General features: G+C 53.5%; 17 protein-coding genes and 1 pseudogene. 9 read left to right on the forward strand and 9 right to left on the reverse strand.

Going from position 1 to position 20068, the window contains the following annotated elements; genetic code table 11:
- The first annotated feature begins 275 nt into the window (after positions 1–275).
- From A8O25_RS01720 to A8O25_RS01735, 4 genes are all read left to right on the forward strand, one after another.
- The gene (locus A8O25_RS01720; RefSeq protein ID WP_066829946.1) at positions 276–647 is read left to right on the forward strand and encodes a hypothetical protein; all 372 of its coding nucleotides are present in this window, start codon (positions 276–278) and stop codon (positions 645–647) included.
- A gap of 115 nt (positions 648–762) precedes the next feature.
- Positions 763–1101 (forward strand): P-II family nitrogen regulator, encoded by a 339-nt coding sequence (locus A8O25_RS01725; RefSeq protein WP_066829949.1) that lies wholly within the window; start codon positions 763–765, stop codon positions 1099–1101.
- A gap of 57 nt (positions 1102–1158) precedes the next feature.
- Complete coding sequence (locus A8O25_RS01730; protein WP_082893383.1) at positions 1159–2463, forward strand: ammonium transporter; 1305 nt, start codon at positions 1159–1161, stop codon at positions 2461–2463.
- A gap of 241 nt (positions 2464–2704) precedes the next feature.
- Positions 2705–3823: a porin gene (locus tag A8O25_RS01735; RefSeq protein ID WP_066829952.1), complete on the forward strand. Its 1119-nt coding sequence runs from the start codon at positions 2705–2707 to the stop codon at positions 3821–3823.
- 16 nt (positions 3824–3839) lie between these two features.
- Here A8O25_RS01735 and A8O25_RS23155 read toward each other — a convergent pair whose 3' ends face one another.
- Complete coding sequence (locus A8O25_RS23155; RefSeq protein ID WP_161947677.1) at positions 3840–4010, reverse strand: hypothetical protein; 171 nt, start codon at positions 4008–4010, stop codon at positions 3840–3842.
- A gap of 102 nt (positions 4011–4112) precedes the next feature.
- Between A8O25_RS23155 and A8O25_RS01740 the strand changes: the two are divergent.
- Both A8O25_RS01740 and A8O25_RS01745 read left to right on the forward strand, forming a co-directional pair.
- Positions 4113–5329 (forward strand): annotated as a pseudogene (locus tag A8O25_RS01740) (bifunctional 3,4-dihydroxy-2-butanone-4-phosphate synthase/GTP cyclohydrolase II).
- A 649-nt stretch (positions 5330–5978) separates the two neighbouring features.
- Positions 5979–6668 (forward strand): hypothetical protein, encoded by a 690-nt coding sequence (locus tag A8O25_RS01745; protein ID WP_153042547.1) that lies wholly within the window; start codon positions 5979–5981, stop codon positions 6666–6668.
- 144 nt (positions 6669–6812) lie between these two features.
- Here the strand turns inward: A8O25_RS01745 and A8O25_RS01750 are convergent, their stop codons facing one another.
- The 6 genes from A8O25_RS01750 to A8O25_RS01775 form a co-directional block, all read right to left on the reverse strand.
- Entirely contained in the window at positions 6813–7586 is a 774-nt protein-coding gene (locus A8O25_RS01750) for an ABC transporter permease (RefSeq protein WP_066829956.1), read from the reverse strand.
- Positions 7583–8485 carry an ABC transporter ATP-binding protein gene (locus A8O25_RS01755; protein ID WP_066829958.1) on the reverse strand — a complete coding sequence of 301 codons (903 nt, stop codon included), beginning with the start codon at positions 8483–8485 and terminating at the stop codon, positions 7583–7585. The genes A8O25_RS01750 and A8O25_RS01755 overlap by 4 nt, the downstream gene beginning before the upstream one ends.
- 147 nt (positions 8486–8632) lie before the next feature.
- Positions 8633–10027 carry a M56 family metallopeptidase gene (locus A8O25_RS01760; RefSeq protein WP_161947678.1) on the reverse strand — a complete coding sequence of 465 codons (1395 nt, stop codon included), beginning with the start codon at positions 10025–10027 and terminating at the stop codon, positions 8633–8635.
- Entirely contained in the window at positions 10005–10370 is a 366-nt protein-coding gene (locus A8O25_RS01765; protein ID WP_066829964.1) for a BlaI/MecI/CopY family transcriptional regulator, read from the reverse strand. The genes A8O25_RS01760 and A8O25_RS01765 overlap by 23 nt, the downstream gene beginning before the upstream one ends.
- Positions 10371–11058: 688 nt before the next feature.
- On the reverse strand, positions 11059–12810 hold the full coding sequence (locus A8O25_RS01770; RefSeq protein WP_066829967.1) for a M14 family metallopeptidase: 1752 nt from the start codon (positions 12808–12810) through the stop codon (positions 11059–11061).
- A 1003-nt stretch (positions 12811–13813) separates the two neighbouring features.
- Positions 13814–14251: a DoxX family protein gene (locus A8O25_RS01775; RefSeq protein ID WP_066830292.1), complete on the reverse strand. Its 438-nt coding sequence runs from the start codon at positions 14249–14251 to the stop codon at positions 13814–13816.
- 231 nt (positions 14252–14482) lie between these two features.
- Between A8O25_RS01775 and A8O25_RS01780 the strand changes: the two genes are divergently transcribed.
- Positions 14483–15304 (forward strand): pentapeptide repeat-containing protein, encoded by an 822-nt coding sequence (locus A8O25_RS01780; RefSeq protein ID WP_066829970.1) that lies wholly within the window; start codon positions 14483–14485, stop codon positions 15302–15304.
- Between the two features lie 132 nt (positions 15305–15436).
- Here A8O25_RS01780 and A8O25_RS01785 read toward each other — a convergent pair whose 3' ends face one another.
- Entirely contained in the window at positions 15437–16159 is a 723-nt protein-coding gene (locus A8O25_RS01785) for a hypothetical protein (protein ID WP_153042548.1), read from the reverse strand.
- 128 nt (positions 16160–16287) lie between these two features.
- Between A8O25_RS01785 and surE the strand changes: the two genes are divergently transcribed.
- Positions 16288–17121, forward strand: a complete 834-nt coding sequence (surE, locus tag A8O25_RS01790) for a 5'/3'-nucleotidase SurE (protein ID WP_066829975.1) — start codon at positions 16288–16290, stop codon at positions 17119–17121.
- A gap of 610 nt (positions 17122–17731) precedes the next feature.
- Here the strand turns inward: surE and A8O25_RS01795 are convergent.
- On the reverse strand, positions 17732–18028 hold the full coding sequence (locus tag A8O25_RS01795) for a hypothetical protein (RefSeq protein ID WP_066829977.1): 297 nt from the start codon (positions 18026–18028) through the stop codon (positions 17732–17734).
- 390 nt (positions 18029–18418) lie between these two features.
- Here A8O25_RS01795 and A8O25_RS01805 point away from each other — a divergent pair, with 390 nt between their 5' ends.
- Complete coding sequence (locus A8O25_RS01805; protein ID WP_066829983.1) at positions 18419–19804, forward strand: M20/M25/M40 family metallo-hydrolase; 1386 nt, start codon at positions 18419–18421, stop codon at positions 19802–19804.
- Positions 19805–20068: the final 264 nt, after the last annotated feature.

Consider the following 20068-nt stretch of genomic DNA (forward strand, 5'->3'; position numbering starts at 1 on the left):
TTTGGCCTGATTTTCTGAAAAACTAGGCAAAAACGCAATCGGCTTTAACGGTTATGCCTGATTGGGTATTTCTACACGCTGCTCCTGTTCTCCCCTGTTGCTGCTCTGCCCGGCCTGGGCAAAGCCTAACTTCTATTTTTGCTATTCCTGTTGAGGTTGGTTTCAGAGCTGCGCAATGTAAGCTGGGCTAACGGCTGTGTGTTAGGGTTTTGTGCAGGCGGTCTTCTCTAAAGAATAGCTTCCTTTTCTGTAGTGTCTTTAAAAAATCATAATCTGTGGGGCTGGTTCAATTCTCTGCCCCGGGCCTTTGCGGGAAACAGGCTACCCCTTCTCCCGCAAAGGCTCTTCAGCAGGAGGGAGGGTTGTGTACAGGCTCAGATGAAAAAAAATGCGTTGCCACTGAAAAATATTTTCAGTTTGTAGGGCAGGCAGTCCATCAGTTTAAATATCCTGAACGGAGCAGGTGGCTACTTAACAATTTCTCAAAACATCTTCCTTCGCCGCCTTTCCCCTTATCAAGTTTTCCCGGTCAACCGATTGTCATGTATAGATTTTATAAAATATATGGATTAATAAAAATTATTATAAACTTTTCTGAGGATTTAACTGATGGTGATGCCTTAAAAATAAAGGGGCATTTGAGGTGAGAAAGATGGATTGTGTTTGGTATAGCTATTGACTTTAGGGGGTATTTTTATAAATTAATAGTAAATACAGAGATAAGGCCCTTTAAAAACATACCATAATTTAACATCTAAGTTTATGAAGAAGATTGAAGCAATCATCAGAACATCCAAATTTGAGGATGTGTATGATGCCCTGGCAGAAATAGGGATTCCGTTTATGTCTACCTATGATGTGAAAGGGTTTGGGTTGGAGCACGGCTCCTCCCAGGTGTATAGAGGAACTGCCTACCATGTAGGGTTTATTCCCAGAACCAAGGTGGAGATCATTGTGACAGATGACCAGGTAGACACGGTGGTGTCTATTATTCTAAAGGTGGCCAACACGGGCAAGGTGGGAGATGGTAAGATCTTCATCATGGACCTGGAGGAGGTAATCCGGATCAGGACTGGTGAAATTGGTGAACTGGCCCTTTAATTCTCTTTTCTCACTGCAACCAAACTAACTCATTTCTATCAACTAAATTTTTACACCATGTCAACAGATTTGTTTGTCATCAACAACGTTTGGATGATGGTTTCCATCTTCCTGGTTTTCATCATGCACCTGGGCTTTGCCACGCTGGAGTCTGGCCTGGCCCGTTCTAAGAACACGGTCAATATTTTGTTTAAGAACAGCATGATCCCCCCCATTGGTTTATTGGCGTACGCCCTGTGGGGGTTTTCTCTGATGTACCCGGGGGCAGATTTTGCCGGGAAGCTTTTCGGCTTTGCCGGGTTTGGTATTCCGTTGCCTGAAGGCGGTGAGACTTCTGCCTACAACGCAGGCTACACCTTCTGGACCGATTTCCTCTTCCAGGGTATGTTTGCGGCCACAGCCGCCACCATAGTGTCTGGTGCCGTGGCAGAGCGCATTAAGGTGTCCAGCTTTATGATCTTCTCCCTGCTGTTTGTAGGGATCTGCTATCCGGTGGTAGGCATGTGGAAATGGGGCGGCGGCTTCCTGAACACGCTGGCCACGCCTTTCTATGATTTTGCCGGCTCTACCATTGTGCACTCAGTGGGCGGCTGGGGAGCCCTGGCCGGTATTCTGTTGCTGGGGCCAAGAATTGGCAAGTTTGTGAATGGCAAGATCAAACCTATTCCCGGCCATAGCATACCGTTGGCCACCATTGGGGTATTCATTCTGTGGTTGGGCTGGTTTGGGTTTAACGGCGGTTCAGTGCTTTCTGCAGCTCCTGGGGCGGTTTCCAGGGTATTGGTCATGACCAGCCTGGCGGCGGCGGCCGGTGCGGTGGGCGGTTGCTTCATGTCTTACATCATGTTCAAAACCGGCGACCTGACCATGGTGTTGAACGGCATTCTGGCGGGCCTGGTGGGCATCACGGCGGGTGCTGATCAGATGGGCGTGGTTGATTCTGTCCTGATTGGCCTTATCTCAGGGGCTATTGTGGTGCTGGGCGTAGTGATGTTTGATAAACTGAGACTAGATGACCCCGTGGGCGCCTTATCAGTGCACCTGCTGTGTGGGGTATGGGGTACGCTGGCAGTTGGCATCTTTGGGAAACTGGCGGGGCCTGCGCAGCTTCTGAGCCAGTTGGCAGGCGTAGGGGCCGTGGGTGGTTTTAGCTTTGTGTTCGCGTTGGCGGTATGGTTTGTTTTGAAGGTAACCATGGGCATACGGGTGAGCGAGCAGGAAGAGGTAGAAGGGCTGGATATTCACGAGCACAAGATGCACGCCTACCCAGACATCAACGCGCCGGGGTATGAGATCAGCATGCCAGAAAAAGAAGAAGTGCTGGTGGCGCCGGTTCCCGGCAGAGCACCGGTTACCGCTTAAATACTGCTTACAACTCCTTGACATGGTTGGTAAAAACAGGGGATAATGTGGTCTAGACATTACCCCTGCTCTTACCTTCTGCTAAGAGGCCGCTGCTGTCTGGGCTCTTTCAACGTGTCTGTTTAATTACCGCTAGTTCTTTCCGGTGATCCCCAGTTCCTCAAACGGCATTTTGAGGGGGGCCACCGGTGGGTTCCAGCCTGAACACTTTTCCCAAAATATTCCTAACCAAACCTAACAGATGAAAAAACTTTTATCCATTTCAGCCGCTGCGCTCCTGGCAAGTGCAAATATAGCCATTGCCCAAGAATTACCAGTAGAAGAAGCCAAAGGAAAGTTTAGCCTCAGCGGCTACGCCGATACCTACTTCCAGTACAACACCAACCGGCCGGAGTCTGGCGTGAACCGCGGCCGCATCTTTGACCTCAAGCACAACAATTTCTCCCTGGGGCTGGTGCAGACGGCTATGACCTACACCAGAGGCAAGGCAACGGTGGTGGCAGACCTGATTTTTGGGCCCAATGCAGATTTGGCCAACTTCGGGAATGAGGGAACGGCGCGCATCATCAAACAGGCGTACATTGCCTATGACCTGACAGACAAGTTCAAGTTCACGGTGGGGCAGTACGGCACGCACATTGGCTATGAGCTCATTGACGCGCCGCTCAACTACAACTACAGCCTCTCTTACCTGTTTGGCAACGGGCCTTTCTACCATACCGGCGCTAAGCTGGACTACAACCCCAACGCCAAAATAGGGTTCATGCTGGGCCTGGTGAATGGCTGGGACTGTCTCAACGACCTCAATGACAAGAAATCTGTGACGGCCCAGGTGCACCTCACGCCCACAGACGGCCTGGGCATTTACGTGAACTGGATTGGCGGCGATGAGTACAAGTCCCTCTCTTACTTTGGCGAGACCAGGGGCAGCTACACCAGTTTGTTTGATGTAACAGCCTCTTACCAAATGAGCAGTTCCTTGAAAGTGGGCGTAAACGCCGCGCACGGCACGTTCTCCTCAGGGGCCAGCACTGAAAGCGCAGAAGACCCGTGGTCAAAAGACGCCGTCTGGAAAGGCGGGGCGCTGTACCTGAACTATGACCTCTCAGAAAATATAGGGGTAGGCGTTAGGGGGGAGTACTTCTCTGACCCGGAAGGAGTCCGCTACTCGGGTCCCCTGGAAGTAGCCTCCTACACCCTCACCGGAAACATTAAACTGGCAGACGGCAATTTCCTGATCAAGCCAGAGGTGCGCTTTGACAAAGCCAAAGACGCCTTCTTTGAAGACTCTAACGGCGCGTTCTCCAAAAAGAGCCAGACCACCTTCGGGGCCGCCTTTGTCTACCTTTTCTCGCTTTAACCCAACCCATTTCTGATTACCTGTTCTGAAGAAAATGTAGTGCTTTTTTGTGTGCCAGCGCCTGCTGCGGCCCTTTAAGGAGCCCGGCAGGCGTCTTTGTGTCTACTGTGATTGCCTGCTGAGCGTTTCTGGCCTGTTTTTTCCAAATCAGGGCAAAAACAGTAGTATTCTTTTCTAAACCTAACACATGTTAGGTTAGTCGCTTTTCACAGTTAAAAACCGCTATCTTTGTGCCGCAAGGCAATAGAAAAGCAGGCGCAGCTGTCCTGCCAAAAGTGCCTATTACTTGATGCATAAGAAAATGCTAGACAAAATAGAAGACGCAATAGCAGATATAAAGGCCGGGAAAGTGGTGATTGTGGTAGATGATGATGACCGCGAGAACGAAGGCGACTTTATCTGCGCCGCTGAGAAGATCACCCCTGAGATTGTCAACTTCATGGCCACGCACGGCCGCGGCCTGATCTGCGCCCCGCTCACCGAGGAGCGCTGTGATGAGCTAGGCTTAGAATTGATGGTAGGCCGCAACACGGCGCTGCACGCCACCCCTTTCACCGTGTCAGTAGATTTGCTGGGCCACGGCTGTACTACGGGTATCTCTGCTTCAGACCGCGCCAAAACCATTTTGGCACTGGCAGACCCCACCACAGATCCCGCCTCACTGGGCAAGCCCGGTCATATTTTCCCATTGCGCGCGCGTAAGGAGGGGGTGATCAGAAGGGCGGGTCACACAGAGGCCGCTGTAGACCTGGCCAGACTGGCTGACTTAGCCCGGCCGGAGTGCTGGTAGAGATCATGAACGAAGACGGCACCATGGCCCGCATGCCAGACCTGGAGAAAGTTGCTGAAAGGTTCAACCTGAAACTGATCTCCATCAAAGACCTCATTCAGTACCGCCTGCAGAAGGAAAGCCTCATTGACCGTGAGATTGCCGTAGAGCTGCCCACAGACTGGGGCAATTTTGACCTCTATGCCTACACCCAACGCAGCAATAACGCCAAACACCTGGCCTTGGTAAAAGGCACCTGGGAAGAAAACGAGCCGGTGCTGGTGCGTGTCCATTCTTCATGCGTGACGGGTGACATCTTTGGGTCTTGCCGCTGTGACTGCGGGCCGCAGTTGCACAAAGCCATGGAAATGATTGAGCAGGAGGGCAAAGGGGTTATTGTGTACATGAACCAGGAGGGCCGCGGCATTGGCCTGCTGAACAAACTCAAAGCATATAAACTGCAGGAGCAGGGCTTAGACACGGTAGAGGCCAACGTGCAGCTGGGCTTTGGCGTAGACGAGCGGGATTATGGTGTGGGCGCGCAGATCCTGCGTGATTTGGGCGTAACCAAAATGCGGCTTCTCTCCAACAACCCGCGCAAGCGTACCGGCCTGATTGGGTACGGCCTGGAGATTGTAGAGCAGCTGCCCATTGAAATTGCCCCCAACGAACACAACTCCCGCTACCTGACCACCAAGCGGGACAAACTGGGGCATGAGATTCTGAAACACTCCTAAACACAGAGGGCGGAAATTTTATTTCCGCCCTCTGTGTTTGGGCAGGGTGGTTTGGCTGTTGCCCTTGCATTCCGGCTAAAACCCTTCTGGTATTGGATATGGTGGCTGGAAGGTCTTTGTGATCCATTTCCCTCCAAAGGCGGTGTTTCCTGCCCAACTGCTTTCTCCCGCTGGTGGCTTTCAATCAAACGGCATACAGGCATGGCCGCAAGCAGATGCAGGTGTTTCTGTTTTTGACCTGGTTTTGGGAAAAAAGCCCCAAAACAGAAATTTTCTGTGCCGCTGGGCCTAGGTGCCGCTGGGCTGCAATGTGAAACTGAAACAGTGCGCTCTGCGCCATCCCGAAGGCTACCTCAGGGGTTTTCCGCGAGCCAGAGCCGTAAACAGAAATTCCCAGGCAGTGAAGACCGTTTCAGCGGTGGTGTCTGTGCTTTGGGGTAGCCTTTCCTCTTAAGGATAGGGGCAAGAGAACATGGTATTCAGCCAAATGAAAGTAGGACATTGCCGTAATTGCATGAAATCAAGAAGGCGCAACTACAATACCAATAGCGCGTTATCGTTATTAAAAGCTGACGAAGTTTAACTTTCTCCTGCTTTTTTAAGTATAGCATATTTTATATATTTTCAGGGGACTATAAACCAGAAGACGATGGTAAGAAAAGTGTACGGACTTTTAATGGTGCTCTGCCTGGGGGCAGTTGGTGCCATGGCGCAATCTACCGGTCTGGTAGATGAATGGCCGCTCGGGAGAGTGTATCTGGCAACTGGAGATTCTGTGAACGGAAAGATCACCTATCACCGCACAGAAGACCTTGTCAAGATCACCAAACCCAACGGGGCGGTGGTGGCGTACGCGCCCGTTGCGGTGCGGGGCTTTGAAGCGGTAGACAATGACGGGCGTTACCGCCGCGTGTTTGTGACCCAGCGCTGGAACATGGGCAATGACTACAGTGATTTCCTGGCTCCCGCGTTTTTTGAGCAGATTGTGTCTGGCAAGTACAGCCTGCTGCGCCGCGAGACCATGACCCGGCGGGACATAAGCCGTGATCCGGCTTACCGTCCGTACGGGGGAGGGTACGGGGCGTATGGCGGCTATCCGGTTGGGGGGCCTATGTACGTGGACCAGCGCATGGACAATTTCTTTGTGCTGCTGCCCAGCGGCAAAGTAAAGGAACTCCGGAACGTGAAGAAAGACCTGGAAGTACTGTTTGGGAAGAAGAACAGCCAGATGAAAAGCTACATCAAGCAGAACAAGCTGAAGTATACCAGCCTGCCAGACCTGGCTAAAATCATCAGCTACTTCGGGAGCATTTCACAGGCAGACGTAAAGAATTCTTAACGGTTTCCTGCTGTTTGAAGAACATTGATTTCCTCAGGCATTCCTATTGAAGAAGCGTAAACAGAAATCCCCGCCAGGCACAGTCTGGCGGGGATTTCTGTTTTTGGCCTTTTTTTGGGAAAATAGCCCCAAAACAGAGAGCTGCTACAAGTCACGGGACTTGAGGAGCCGGTAGCTTAACACGCAGAATAGGGAAATATATAGAACCGCCGGTAACAAAGCCTCCAGCGGTGTGAGTGCCTCTGAGGCACCGGTGACCATTTCAAACATCTCCTTGCCCGGCATGGGGGTGAGGCTGGAAAGCACCTTCATGGGGAAATACTTGTCTAAAGAGTCTGGGAGCTTGTAATGAATAATAGGCTCCACCACCTTGGCGTACAGCAGAAATGCCATAATGGCCAGACCGCTTTTCTTTACCAGAAAGCCAAAGAGCATGGCCAGTGACATGTACCCAATGGCTTGTACCAGGTAATAGAAAACAAACTGGGCATCTGTCAGGATCTTGTCAGTGGCCACCTCATCGGCGAAGCCGATGCCAAAGAGAAGGCCCAGCAGGAACACATACAACGCGCACGCCACGCCCAGCAGGAGCACCACTGAGTACTTGGCCTGCACCACATCTGCGCGGGTGTAGCCGTCAATCACCTGCTGCCTGATAGTTCTGAACGAATACTCGTCTGTGATGGTGATGATGAGCAGGATGCCCAGCAGCAGGTTGAAATAGCTGGCAATGTAGGTGAGCTTAGGCCAGATGTCTGGGAACTTGTAAAACGTGGCGCCCGCAGACTGCCCGTTGATGGTCACGTTGCTGCTGCCGTACAGAATCACGAACAGAAGAATCACAAACACCGCCAGTATGGCCCAGAACGTGCGGTAGGGCAGGAGCTTTCTCAGCTCTATTCTTAAAAGGGAGGTCATGCTTTGTCGGCTTTGATGATTTCCATGAATTGGCTTTCCAGGCTTTTCTTGCGTACCGTGAGCTGGCCCAGCGCAATGTTCTGCGTGAAAAAGGCACGGTTCAGCTCAGAGCTGTCTACCCCGGTCTGCAGCACCAGCTGCACCTGGTGGTTCAGGATTCTGGCCTCAGACACAAACGGAAGGCTCTGGGCCACGGCCAGCAGTTGCTCTGCCGGTGCCCCGCCGCTGATGAATACCAGGTCATTGGTGGCCATGATAGACGCCACCGGGCCTTCTGCCTTGAGTTTGCCGTTGCGCAGAACCGCCATGTGGGTGCAGACTTTCTCTACTTCGTCCAGGAGGTGGCTGGCCAGCAGAATGGTTTTCCCCTGCGCGGCAATGTTCAGGATGAGCTGCCGCACCTCGGCAATGCCTTCCGGGTCTAACCCGTTGGTGGGCTCGTCTAAGACCAGTACCTCAGGGTCGCCCAGCAACGCCGCGCCAATGGCCAGACGCTGTTTCATGCCCAGTGAATAGCCTTTGAACTTGTTCTGTTTCCGGGGGGCCAGCCCCACCATTTCCAGCGCCCGCTGAATCTGGCTGTGGTCTACCCGCTTGACATCTGCGGTAATGCGCAGGTTCTCCTCGCCGCTGAGGTAGGGGTAGAAGTTGGGGGTTTCCAGCAGTGCCCCAATACGGCGCTTGGTCGCCTTGGAGAGAGGTTCGCCAAACCACCTGAAACTTCCGCCGGAGGCGTTGATCACATCCAGGACAATGCCCAGGGTGGTGGTTTTGCCGCTTCCGTTTGGCCCCAGCAGCCCGTAGATGCTGCCCTGCGGCACGCCAATAGTCAGTTGATCCAGGGCCTGCACACTGCCGTAGCGCTTGCTCAGCCCCTGAATGTCTAATACGTTTGCCAAAATGGTCTTTGGTTAGAGAATAGTTGCAAGACTACACAAAGCTAGAAGGATTTGGCAGAATTGCGAGGAGGGAGGCCGAAAGGCACAAACTAATTCCTGTTTTGGGGCTGTTTTCTGAAAAACAGGCCCAAAACAGGAAAGAGGGAATCACTGTTTCGGCAGGGTCTTTTTCTGTGCCCGTACAGGTGGCGGCGGCGGCGGAAGTGCGCCATACTTCTTCTCAAAGGCTGCCATGCCCGCAGGGGTGGTGTCAAAGCTCTCTACGTCATCATTTTTCAGGATAACGTAAATGGTGCCTTCTGAACTGCCTATGCCTTTTACCGTTGAGTTGCGCGTCAGGAACTCCTGAGGCAGGTTAGTGGTGTAGGGTGGCGGCGGCGGGGGTGGGGCTAATGCTGCCTCCCGGGCTGGCGGCGGCGGTGGCGGAAGAAGGGACGGGGTAATGCCGTATTTCTGCTTTATAGCGGCAAGTCCCTCTGGGGAGTTGGGGTATTTCTCCGTTTCGCCAGAAACCAGGTCCAAAACCAGCGTGTCTTTTTGCAGGGTGAACTTGGTCACCGACTGATAGCTGGGTTTAAAGGCTTTATTCTGTTCCTCAGTGGTGAGCGGCTTCTGAGAAGCTTCGGTGCCAGTTTTAGGGGAAACGGAGGCGGGTTCCTCAATACCCTGGCAAGCCACCAGGCCAAGAAGTAAAAGGGGAGTGACGGCCAGAAAACGCAACAGCTGAATTCTGGCAGAGGGGGCTTTGTTCATCATGCTGATTCGGTTTTTAAGTGAATGATAACTGAAAGAGGAGGTAAGTGTGAAAGGTGGCGTCCCTCCTGTCTGTACAAGAGAGTATTGGTACTGTTTTCGGTTAAAGCCCGCTTCTAATGTTTGCTGATCAGTAAGGAACTCAAGGTTCTGCTTGAGCGCCGTGCGCAACAGCCATGCCGCCGGGTTGAACCAATGTACCAGCGCGGTCATCTCCATGAGCAGAATGTCTAGCGTATGCCACTGCTGCACGTGGGTTTGTTCATGCTGAAGAATGGGCAACCAGTTCTGCTCAGGGTGCTGCGCCGGGTTGAAATAGATGTTTCTCCAAAACGAAAACGGTGGCACCGGCTCGTGTAACCTTCTGAAGGGAATGCCCTGATAGGAGTCTCTGGAAGACTTTTGATGCAGGGACAGTAAAGAAACCAACTGGACCAGCAGTCTTGCTGTCATAACGCCCACCCCCGCCCAGAAAAGGGAGAGGAGAATGGCCCCCACCTCAACCGTAGCCGCCGGAGTGGCAACAGGGGCCGGAATGTCCCAACTGTACGTGAAGCTGGGGATGTTTTTGATGATCTGCTGGTTGTCCTGGAACAAAGGGGCGATATTTACCAGCGGCACCACCATAGAGAGCACCACTCCCCCGGCCAGGAACAGACGGTTGAGCGAATAAAACGTAGTGGGGCGCAAAACCAACCGGTAGAGGAGGTACACCAGCAGGAACCCGGCGTTTACTTTCAGCAGATAGAGGAGCAAGGCAGCCATCTCATTGAGATTTTTGGTTCTCAATCATGTCCATGATTTCCTTCAGCTCCGCTGCGCTCAGCTGTTTCTCCTTCACAAAAAACGCCACCAGCTCTTTGTATGAATTCTGAAAGTAGTTGCCCACAAAGCCTTTCATGAATTTCTTCTTGTATTCCTCAGCTTTGATGAGCGGTGAGTAGTGGTAGGTGTTGCCCAGCCGTTCTGCCTGCACAAAGGCCTTCTTCTCCAGGTTCTTGACCGTGGAGGCCAGGGTGGTGTAAGGCGGTTTGGGGTCAGGGAGCTTCTCTAAGAAGCCTTTGATGAAGCCGCCGTTGGTTTCCCAGATGACCTGCATGGCTTCCTCCTCCTGCTGCGTTAATTTCTCCATAGATATAGGTGCTTTACGAATGTTTAGTAATACTACGAATATTTCGTAAATAAAGTGCTTTTTGATCTGATTTATTTTTCAGGCCATAAAGAAAGTCCCTCTGAGGTAGAGGGGCCTGTGTTCCTGGTTTGGTGCTACTTTCTCAAAAACAGCCTGTAAACGGCCATCTGACGCAGGTGTCACTATGTCTAAAAAGGATCAGGGTATTGGTTGGCTCTGCAAAGGAGAAGCCCCGTTGTGGCAAGCTCTCTTTAGGTTTAAAAGAAATTCCGGCGTAGCCGCAGTCAACTTCTGGTAAGAGCTTTTACAAGGTGATTTTCCCGTTGAAAACGGGGAGCGGAAGGTTTTTCTACAGCGTAATTAGAGTAGCATGGCAGCGCCATGCCGTGAGGCAACCGCAATGTCAGGTTCTTTTGAGGCCCGTTTGCAGTGCAAAAAGACACATGTAAGCAGGCTCTAAGAACTGGTTTCCAGAGCCGGGTACAACGCGTCAGTTCCCGAGCCGGATTCACAATGATTCAAGAATAGGCGCGTGCTGAGGTGCTAGCGCCTGCGCTACAGGCTGTTTAGCGCTGCGGCAAGTGAGAATATTTCCTGTTTTGGGGCTGTTTTCTGAAAAACAGGCCCAAAACAGGATAAGCACCCAGGGAATAGAAGCCGGAGAGGCTGTTGTTGCTACTGGCCAGGCTTATTGCACGGGTAATGCGCCGCCTTGCCACCGGGTCACCGGGTAGCGCAGGTGCGTATTCTCATAATGCGGCGTGTTCCGGTAGATGAAGTTCAGTTGGGCTGCTCCGCTTTTGGCCAGGGCGGGATCTTTGGCTTTGGCCTCCTCCAGTGCCGCTTTCAGCTTAGGGTCTTGCTTGAGGTACTGGGCGGCCAGGTCTTCAAACACGTAGGCTGAGAAATATTCTTTCTGGCCCAGAATGGAGTCAAAGAAGTTCCAGGCGAAGTAGGAGTCTACCCCCTGCGGCTCCAGGGTCTCTACCAGAAACCGGTTGCTCACCTGGTTCAGGTACACCACGTAATCACCGGCGTAGTACCGGATGGGCATCTGCGTTTTGCGTACCTGCACGTCTGTGTGCAGGTAATGGCCTTCATACGGGCGCTGGCCGGTTTTGTAGTCAGTGATGTAGTAGACTTCAGGGGTAAGCACGGTGTCTCTGGTGAGGCGCTTCAGCTCTACCTGGTTCTGCTGCAGCCGCTCCACCACCTCGCCCCACGCCTGCGGAATAAGATAAGCCACAGGTTTAGTCACGGTCACGGTAGGGCGGAAGGTGTCAAAGAACTTTACCGATCTGGTGAAGGGGGCTTTGCGGTCATAGTACAACCGCTCCTGCCCACTCACGGCACTGGGTTTGTACCTGGCCTCATAGCCCCTGAACTGGATGGTTTCTGCCTGGGTGGTGTCTGGCGCCCAGTTCAGCGGGAACTGCTGCTGGGTAAGCACCCGCGCGCGGTCCTGGGCACGGGCGGCCTGAATGGCTTTTCCGTTCCTGGCCACAAAGTCCAGGAATTCCAGCATGAGGTCATACGTAGACTGCACCCGTTTGTCAAACGGCTTCAGCATGTGCGTCTCGGGCACAAAGCCCAGGGTCTGGAAGAGGGCGGTGTAGCCGGTGGCGTATCTGGGGGACTCCATAAACCCGAAGATGCCCGACTCCGGGGTTTCACCGCGGGAATTCACGTACGGTACCAGCGGCCATTGGCGCTTCTCCATGTTCTGGTACAGCGTGGGCACCATCTGCTGTTTCAGAAGTTGCCCCAATGCCCCGCCCAGTTTGTTGTGCTGCGTAGGGATGAGCGTCATGGTGTACTGATAGTCGGCGCCGTTGCTGGTGTGGTTGTCTACAAACACCTCGGGGTCCCAGGTCCTGAAGATGGTGGCAAAGGTTCTGGCGTTTCGGGAGTCTTCCTTGATGAAGTCGCGGTTGAGGTCCAGGTTTCGGGCGTTGCCCCTGAAGCCGTAGCTCTCCGGCCCGTTCTGGTTGGTGCGGGTATGGCTGTTTCTATTGAGGGCGCCGCCCACGTTGTAGATGGGAATGATCACCACCACCACGTTGTCCAGCTGCTTTCTGAGTTTCTTGTCCTGTAGCAGGTCGCGGGCCAGCATCATGGAGGCGTCAATGCCTTCGGGCTCGCCGGGGTGAATACCGTTCTGCACCAGCAGCACCGTTTTGCCCTTGCGGTGCACACGCTGCGGGTCAAAATCCTGGTCTGTGGAGATCACCACCGTGTGCAGGGGCTTGCCTACATCAGTCATGCCCACGGGGGTCATCTTTACCTCCGGATACGCGTCATCCAGCCGTTGGTAATAGCTGATGCACTCCTGGTAAGTGGCGGTGGTGTTGCGGTTGCTTTTCTCGTAGGGCGTCTTCCAGTCTTCGGCTGGGGTGGTGGGGAAGAGGGTGCCGAGAACGGTTAAAAAAGTAAGCAGCATGGGTGTGTGGTTGAATGAAGCGGTAATGTTAGGGATTCTGTAGGGAAATGTAAAGGGAGGGCCTGCCGCTGTTTAGAATTGCTGCTGCCGTGGCAGTGTCTGGTAGCTGTTGCTTTCGCTGGAATGCGGAGTCTCCTGTTTCCTAGGCTGTGCCGTTGTTTTAGGAATGTGTAGTTTGCTGTTCCCCTGGCTTTGGCGGTTTACGCGGTGGTTTAGTAGCTGTACTGTTTCATCTTTTCCGGTAAGCGCTCACGGCCGCGGGGCCCCGTCCTGTCGGCTCGCACTGCTATTAAAACTACGCCTTTGGCGTTGCCTTCGGCACCGTATTAACAGAGGCGCTCACCCCCAGGACTGGTTTAGGTTCCTCTCCTGATCAGCTTGTCTGGCTATGTCTGCCTCTGCAGGTAACCGTTTCTGATCAGCTAGCCTGAGGCGAGCCCGTGCTGCGCACATCAGTCAGGGGCATGAGTGGTGGAAGTCTGTGGCAGACTGTTAGTGGCTGCATCAGCTGCTGCTGCTGCAGGTCCTGCTGGCGCGAGTCTGCAGACTCGTGCCAGGTGATGACGGGTAGTCTCTGACTACCCTCGCTGCCTAGCAGCGACCATGCGCAGTGCTGGTTTATTCGTGCTGGAATTCCAGAGCGGAATAAATAACTCAGAACTCTTGACTCAGGACTCCTTCCGTTACTCCCCCTTTGAAGGGGGCGAAGGGGGATGTTTACACAGGAGGGCACGCATTCCCGCTTTGGTACGGTACGGACAGGTCTCGGCCTTTCCCTACGCATTTCTGATACTCCCCTCCTGGGAGGGGCAGGGGTGGGTTCTACCCATTGCTGACCTGCTCACATTTCCATAAAAGTATAGAGACTCGCCCTATCCTAGGCCACTGGACCAGGCCTCGACCCGGTTCTATCATTCAGCAGTCAGCAATAGCTGAAACCATCTGGAGAGCCTGCGGGTCTCTGCGCCGGCATGGGTAACTTAAAGAGACCAAGGGAAGTGCACTATTCGTACTCCTGAGCTTCCCCGCCAAACCAGGCCTGGTCCAGGCTGTAGCGGCCAGGGCCGATGAAGAAGAGGCTGAGGAAGAGGATGGCGGCTTCCAGGGCGTGGGAATAGCCGCCAAAGCCGTCGCCGGCGGTGATGTGGTGAATGGTGGCCACCTCCATGGTGATAAACAGCAGCAGCGTCATGGGGCGGAAGAACAGGCCCAGCAGCAGGCACAGGCCTCCCACGGCTTCGGCGAACGCCGCCATAAACCCAAAAAACGTAGGGGCGTAACTAATGCCCAGATTTCCCATAGAACCGCCAATCTGCGCCCACGTCTCAGGTCCGCCCGTGATCTTGGGCCAGCCGTGCAGGATGAACATAAGGCCAATGCCTATTCTGAGAAGCAGCAGGCCTTCCTGCTGGTAGCGGTACAGATTCTTGAAGAAAACCATGTAGATTGGGGTGTGTAATTCTGTTTTGGGGCTTCTTTTCTGAAAACAGCAGAAAACTAGCATAATTTTTCTGATGGCGTGCAACCAGACCGCCTTCTTGCTGTCTTTCTCAGGTGGGCCTTCAGAAAACTACTGGAAAGAAGCGATCTTGCCGTTGTTGTTTTAACGGAAGGCAGACGCCGCCAGTTTCTAAATGTTTCACCTGTTTCACCAGATGATCTACTCAACAATATGAAAAAACACATCCTTTTTCTGTTTGCAGTTCTTGTGCTCCCGGCTTGGGCGTGGGCGCAGAAAACCGTTCCGGCATCTGAGGTTCTTGCCAGGATCAACCGCGGCGAGGCCGTAAGTTACAGCGGGGTCACCATCTCCGGAAAACTGGATCTGACCCAGCTGCAGAACAAGACCCTCAAACCCAGAAGGGACGTAGCGGCGGATCAGGACAGCAAGGAGTACGTGAGCACCGTCACCGCCCCATTGTCTTTTTCTAACTGCACATTTACGGGCGATGTACTGGCGTATTTCAACCCAGATAATGTAGACGGCGTTGATGACCTAAAAAAGCTGGTGAACCGAAACAGCAAAAACGAAGTCTACAACACCCACTTTGCCCAAGACGTCAAGTTTGAGAACTGCACGTTTGAGCAGCAAAGCGCCTTCAAGTATTCAGAGTTCAGGGGGGCGGCCTCTTTTGCCGGCAGCTCGTTTAAAGAAGAGGCAGTCTTCAAGTACAGCAAGTTCAGGGGCGGGGTCAGCTTCAGCCAGGCAAGGTTCAAAGAAGACGCCAATTTCAAATATGTGAAGTTCCCGGAAGGGGTAAACTTTAACGGGGCCACTTTTGAAGAAGAGGCCAACTTCAAATACGCCCACTTTACAGAAGGGGCAGATTTCAGAAAAGCAACGTTTGCAGGGCTGGCAAATTTCAAGTACGCCCACCTCTCAGACCCTATGAAGGTAAGTGGCGCCCAGTTCACCGGAAGCCAGGACCTGAAGTACGCCAAGCTGAACCAGAAGTCGTTCAGTGCCGCCGCGCTGAAAGAAATGGCTAAGTAAGAACCTGCCTCCACAAAAAAGGAGACGGCCAGTGCCGTCTCCTTTTTTGTGGTTTTTATAAGCGTCTGTTTTGGAGCTGTTTTTCAGAAATCAGCTCAAAAACAGACGTGCGTGGTCACAGAAGTGCCGCGGTTAGTACAGCAGAATACTGGTGACTGGGGTTGACTCTGGCACATCATTGACTTTGAGGTTGGCCCATTTAGAAGAAGGAATAGTGGCGGTCTCTAAGACAAAGCTCATGCGGGCATTCTCAGAGATGGCCACCAGTTTGCCTTCGCCCACCCCAATGCTGGAAATGGAGAGGTTTTTCTTCAGGTCTGCCATGGTGCTGCCTATGCCCAGGCCGCTCTCGGTTTTAAAGGCGGGGTTCATGACGGTGATGCGGTAGACTTTGCAGGTGGTGCCCTTGCACTGCTGCTCTACCACCAGGTCTGTGCGGCGGCGCTCACCTAAAACCTCATATGCCTTGGTGTCAGTGCCTTCCTGGCTCAGGGTGGTTTCCCGCAGTTTGGTCTCGCCGTACTGGCGCTTCACCTCAGCTATGTTCATGCCCACCTGTACGGCGCCCGCCTGGCCGGGCCGAAGGGTGAAGTTGAACAGCGGGTTGGCCGCAGAAGGGGCGGCAGAGGCCGTAGAGGTGGCGCCGGGCATGGGCTCGTCTGGCAGCTCCATCGGGGCTGGGGCCGGGGTCTCAGCCCCGGCAGGTGACTGCGCGGTGTCTTCTGCGGCGGCCTCCTCTACGTTAGTGGCGGCCTCCTCTAACTGGGCTTCCTGCTCATTCTGGCCAGAGGTTTCGCCTTTGTTGCAGGCGGCCAGCGTGAGCAGGGAAAAGAGAAGTAGGGTGGTCTTTTTCATAACTCTGAAGTTGAACGGCATAGGTACACGTTCTTGCGGCATAACGCAAGGCCGCCGCGCAAGTTGCACCCCACATTTTTGGCGTTGGTGCGTATTCAAGGTAACTTGACCCCGTAAATCTGACAACTATGGAGAAGAAGCCTTTGATTTTAGTCTCAAATGATGACGGCATCACCGCCCCCGGTATTCACACGCTGGTGAAAGTGATGAAACGGATTGGCGAGGTGGTGGTAGTGGCACCAGACGGCCCACAGTCAGGCATGGGGCACGCCATCACCATTGGCAACACCCTGCGGCTGGACCGCTCGCTCGCCTTCACAGATGTAGAGTCTTATGAATGCTCTGGCACGCCCGCAGACTGTGTAAAGCTGGCCAAGCACCACGTGCTCAGAGACCGTAAGCCTGACCTGGTGGTCAGTGGCATCAACCACGGCTCCAACTCCAGCATTAGCGTGCTGTACTCCGGCACCATGTCGGCGGCCATTGAGGCGGCCATTGAGGGGCTGCCCGCCATTGGGTTCTCACTCTGTGACTACGGGCATGATATTGACTTTTCGCACACAGAGCAATACGTGGAGCTGATTACGCGGCAGGCGCTGGAGTTTGGCATACCCGCGGGGGTGGCGTTGAACGTGAACTTCCCCAAGAAATCTGAGCAGGAGATAGCGGGCATCAAGGTGTGCCGCCAGGCCCGGGCCAAATGGGAGGAGGAGTTTGACGAGCGCCTGGACCCCCGCGGCCGAAGCTATTTCTGGCTCACCGGCAACTTCGTGAACTTTGACAAAGGCGATGATACAGATGAGGCCGCCCTGGCCCAGAATTACGTCTCAGTGGTGCCGTGCCAGTTTGACATGACCGCCAACCACGTCATCTCAGTCCTGAACAATGACTGGAACCTGAACCCAAACGTCAAGCCTACCATTGGCAGCAAAAGCAAAGAGGGGGCAGAGGCCGAAGGCTAAGCGTTTTGTATTAATTGCTTTTGCAGGCGTAGATGGGGAGCAAAAGTTTCTGGCGGAGCCTTTTATGAGCAGCAAAGCAATGGTGCGGGAAAAAGAAGTCAGGTTCTTTTGATGCCGTTTGCCGCGCAAAAGGCAGATTTAACTGCCAACAAGCCGTTTTAACCCTGTTTTTTAAAAAAACAGCCCGAAAACAGAAATGTCTTCGGGCTGTTTTCATTACCGGCACTAACAGCCAGAAGCCAGGGGAGAGTGCCTATTATGGATACCTGCCGCTGTAGAGCCGCCTCCATCCTTGCCAAACAGCCCGTTCTTCCATCTATCTGGCTGCGCTGGATCTTTGAAAGATTTCTCTACACAAATATCATTAAACTATTTTCTCTCCAGCCAGCCCCTTCCTGACAGGGAAGAATTGAGGATTGGGCAGTAGAATAAAAAACACCCGCCTCTTGCTGCTGAGAGAAAGAGGCGGGTGCGGAAGGCTGTTTTCAGCCTGTTTTCAAAAAAGTAGGTCGAAAACAGAAAGCCCAATGCGGGTGGGGGTAGGGAGGGGTGTTTTCCTGTAATTCCTCCCTGCGGGAACCACTCCCTGCTTCTGATACCAACAAGGCGCTTAGGCCAGGTGGGCTATCTTCTTCTTGTTCAGGTTCTCCACCGGGCCAAACTGGGCTTTTTGAATAGTGAACCCGGCTACTTTCAGGTGCACCTCAACCGGGGCCAGCTTCTTAGTGAACTCTGAAGAAATTACTTTCCCATAGAACTCTTTGGCTTCTTTACCGGCGCCGCGCTCAAACGGGTGTCTGGAGAATTTCTTAGTCACCGGCAGGCCCGGAATGATCTGGTAGGTAGTAGTAGTTACCTCATACTTAGGCAGGAAAGGCGTTACCACCTTTTTTAGTAAACGTTTCATGGAATAGTGCTATAAAAGTCTAGGGTTTAGCTTCTTATCTCAAAGATAGGCTTAAATTCGTTATTTTCTCCTAAGCAATAAAATATTTGATTTAGTTCAAAATTCAGGGTGTAAAAATTGTATTAATTAAACTGTAGGCACATGTAATGCGTTGATTTACAGGTGTGAAAATTGAGCCGGTAACGGCCATCTTTTTTACACAGCCCCCAGGGCGGGGGAGGTTAGATGCCCCTTCTTTGTCCGTGGTCACTGGGGCAGAAATCTTTTTCTTCTGTTTTCAGGCTGTTTCCCCAAAAACAGGCCGAAAACAGAAGTTGAAAATTGGGCAGCGGTCAAAAGAGAATTAGGCTATCTTAGCGGCCTCACGCTGATCTTTTACCCAAACCTTTCATGATCAAAACTATCAAACACATGGCCCTGGCGGCGGCGCTCTCCTTTCCCCTGACGGCCTCTGCCCAGCACCAGGATTCGCTCTTCATCCGGAAAATGTATGACCACGCCCTCACCAACGGGAAAAGCTATGAGCAGCTGCGCTACCTCACTGGCCGCATTGGCGCGCGGCTGAGCGGCTCACCGCAGGCGGCGGCGGCAGTAGAGTGGGCCCGGCAGGAGATGGAGCAGATGGGCCTTGACCGCGTCTACCTGCAGGAGGTGATGGTGCCCCACTGGGTGCGCGGTGACAAAGAGCATGCGGCCATTGTCAACTCCAGCATCTCCCCCTCCCGTGAAGTGAACGTACTGGCGCTGGGCGGCTCAGTGGCCACGCCCGCCAACGGCCTCACCGCCGAGGTGGTGGAGGTTAAAAGTCTGGATGAACTCAAGAAACTGGGCAAAAGAAAGGTGCAGGGGAAGATTGTCTTCTTCAACCGCAGCTTTGACCAAACCCATATCCATACAAACCGGGCCTACGGCGGCGCGGTAGACCAACGCGCCAGCGGCCCTTCTGAGGCGGCGCGGTTGGGTGCCGTGGGCGTGGTGGTGCGCTCCATGGCCTCCAACACAGATGATTTCCCCCACACCGGCGGCCTCCGCTACGCAGAAGATGCCCCTAAAATTCCGGCCGTGGCCATCAGTACCAAAGGCGCTGACCTGCTCAGCAACCTGCTCAGAGAAGATGCTAAACTGCAGTTCCATATGCGCCTGAACCCGCAGTGGCTGCCAGACGTGCTCAGCTACAACGTGATTGGCGAACTCAAAGGCTCTGAGAAACCAGAGGAGATCATTGTGGTGGGCGGCCACCTGGACAGCTGGGACATTGGCGAAGGGGCCCATGATGACGGTACCGGCTGTGTGCAGTCTATGGAGGTGCTGCGCCTGCTCAAGGCTATGGGCTACAAACCCAAGCGCACCATTAGGGCGGTCATGTTCATGAACGAAGAAAACGGCCTGCGCGGCGGCACCAAGTATGCCCAGGTGGCCAAACAGCAGGGCGAGAAGCACATAGCGGCCATTGAGTCAGACAACGGCGGGTTCACGCCCCGCGGTTTCGGGATTACCGCTCCCAACGAGCCGGTGTTCCAGAAACTGTTCAGCTGGAAACAACTGCTGGCGCCCTACGGCCTGCATGACATAGAGCGCGGCGGCGGCGGGGCCGATATCGGACCGTTGAAAGACGACCGCGTGGCGCTCATCGGCTTCCGGCCAGACACGCAGCGCTACTTTGACATTCACCACACCGCCAATGACACCTTTGACAAAGTAAACAAGCGGGAGCTGGAGCTAGGCGGCGCCTCTATGGCCGCGCTGGTGTACCTGCTGGATAAGTATGGGCTGTAAGCGTTCCAGTTTGAATTAGCCTCCATACAGGAGCTAGAATTATCTGCTCAACGGCTAATTGCTTTCTCCCATTTTTGTCATCCTGAAAGGATCTTGGTAGCGAACTAGAAAACCATTGTAGTAAGTGCTATTACCGTTCGTCCACTGTTCCCTAAGATCCTTTCATGATGACAGGAGAGAGGAGTTGCTAGTAATGTGAAAGAGAAAGCCTGCGGCGAAAGTTGCAGGCTTCTTTGCGTTGCCTGCTCAAAAGACCTCGTAGCG

This window comes from Rufibacter ruber, from assembly GCF_001647275.1.
GTDB classification, from domain to species: domain Bacteria; phylum Bacteroidota; class Bacteroidia; order Cytophagales; family Hymenobacteraceae; genus Nibribacter; species Nibribacter ruber_C.

Bases quoted from the DNA above. Each gene is read 5' to 3' on its own strand.
- A8O25_RS01725 (WP_066829949.1), top strand. From the start codon at position 763: ATGAAGAAGATTGAAGCAATCATCAGAACATCCAAATTTGAGGATGTG.
- A8O25_RS01730 (WP_082893383.1), top strand. From the start codon at position 1,159: ATGTCAACAGATTTGTTTGTCATCAACAACGTTTGGATGATGGTTTCC.
- A8O25_RS01735 (WP_066829952.1), top strand. From the start codon at position 2,705: ATGAAAAAACTTTTATCCATTTCAGCCGCTGCGCTCCTGGCAAGTGCA.
- A8O25_RS01745 (WP_153042547.1), top strand. From the start codon at position 5,979: ATGGTAAGAAAAGTGTACGGACTTTTAATGGTGCTCTGCCTGGGGGCA.
- A8O25_RS01750 (WP_066829956.1), bottom strand. From the start codon at position 7,586: ATGACCTCCCTTTTAAGAATAGAGCTGAGAAAGCTCCTGCCCTACCGC.
- A8O25_RS01765 (WP_066829964.1), bottom strand. From the start codon at position 10,370: ATGGAGAAATTAACGCAGCAGGAGGAGGAAGCCATGCAGGTCATCTGG.
- A8O25_RS01770 (WP_066829967.1), bottom strand. From the start codon at position 12,810: ATGCTGCTTACTTTTTTAACCGTTCTCGGCACCCTCTTCCCCACCACC.
- A8O25_RS01775 (WP_066830292.1), bottom strand. From the start codon at position 14,251: ATGGTTTTCTTCAAGAATCTGTACCGCTACCAGCAGGAAGGCCTGCTG.
- A8O25_RS01780 (WP_066829970.1), top strand. From the start codon at position 14,483: ATGAAAAAACACATCCTTTTTCTGTTTGCAGTTCTTGTGCTCCCGGCT.
- A8O25_RS01785 (WP_153042548.1), bottom strand. From the start codon at position 16,159: ATGAAAAAGACCACCCTACTTCTCTTTTCCCTGCTCACGCTGGCCGCC.
- surE (WP_066829975.1), top strand. From the start codon at position 16,288: ATGGAGAAGAAGCCTTTGATTTTAGTCTCAAATGATGACGGCATCACC.
- A8O25_RS01795 (WP_066829977.1), bottom strand. From the start codon at position 18,028: ATGAAACGTTTACTAAAAAAGGTGGTAACGCCTTTCCTGCCTAAGTAT.
- A8O25_RS01805 (WP_066829983.1), top strand. From the start codon at position 18,419: ATGATCAAAACTATCAAACACATGGCCCTGGCGGCGGCGCTCTCCTTT.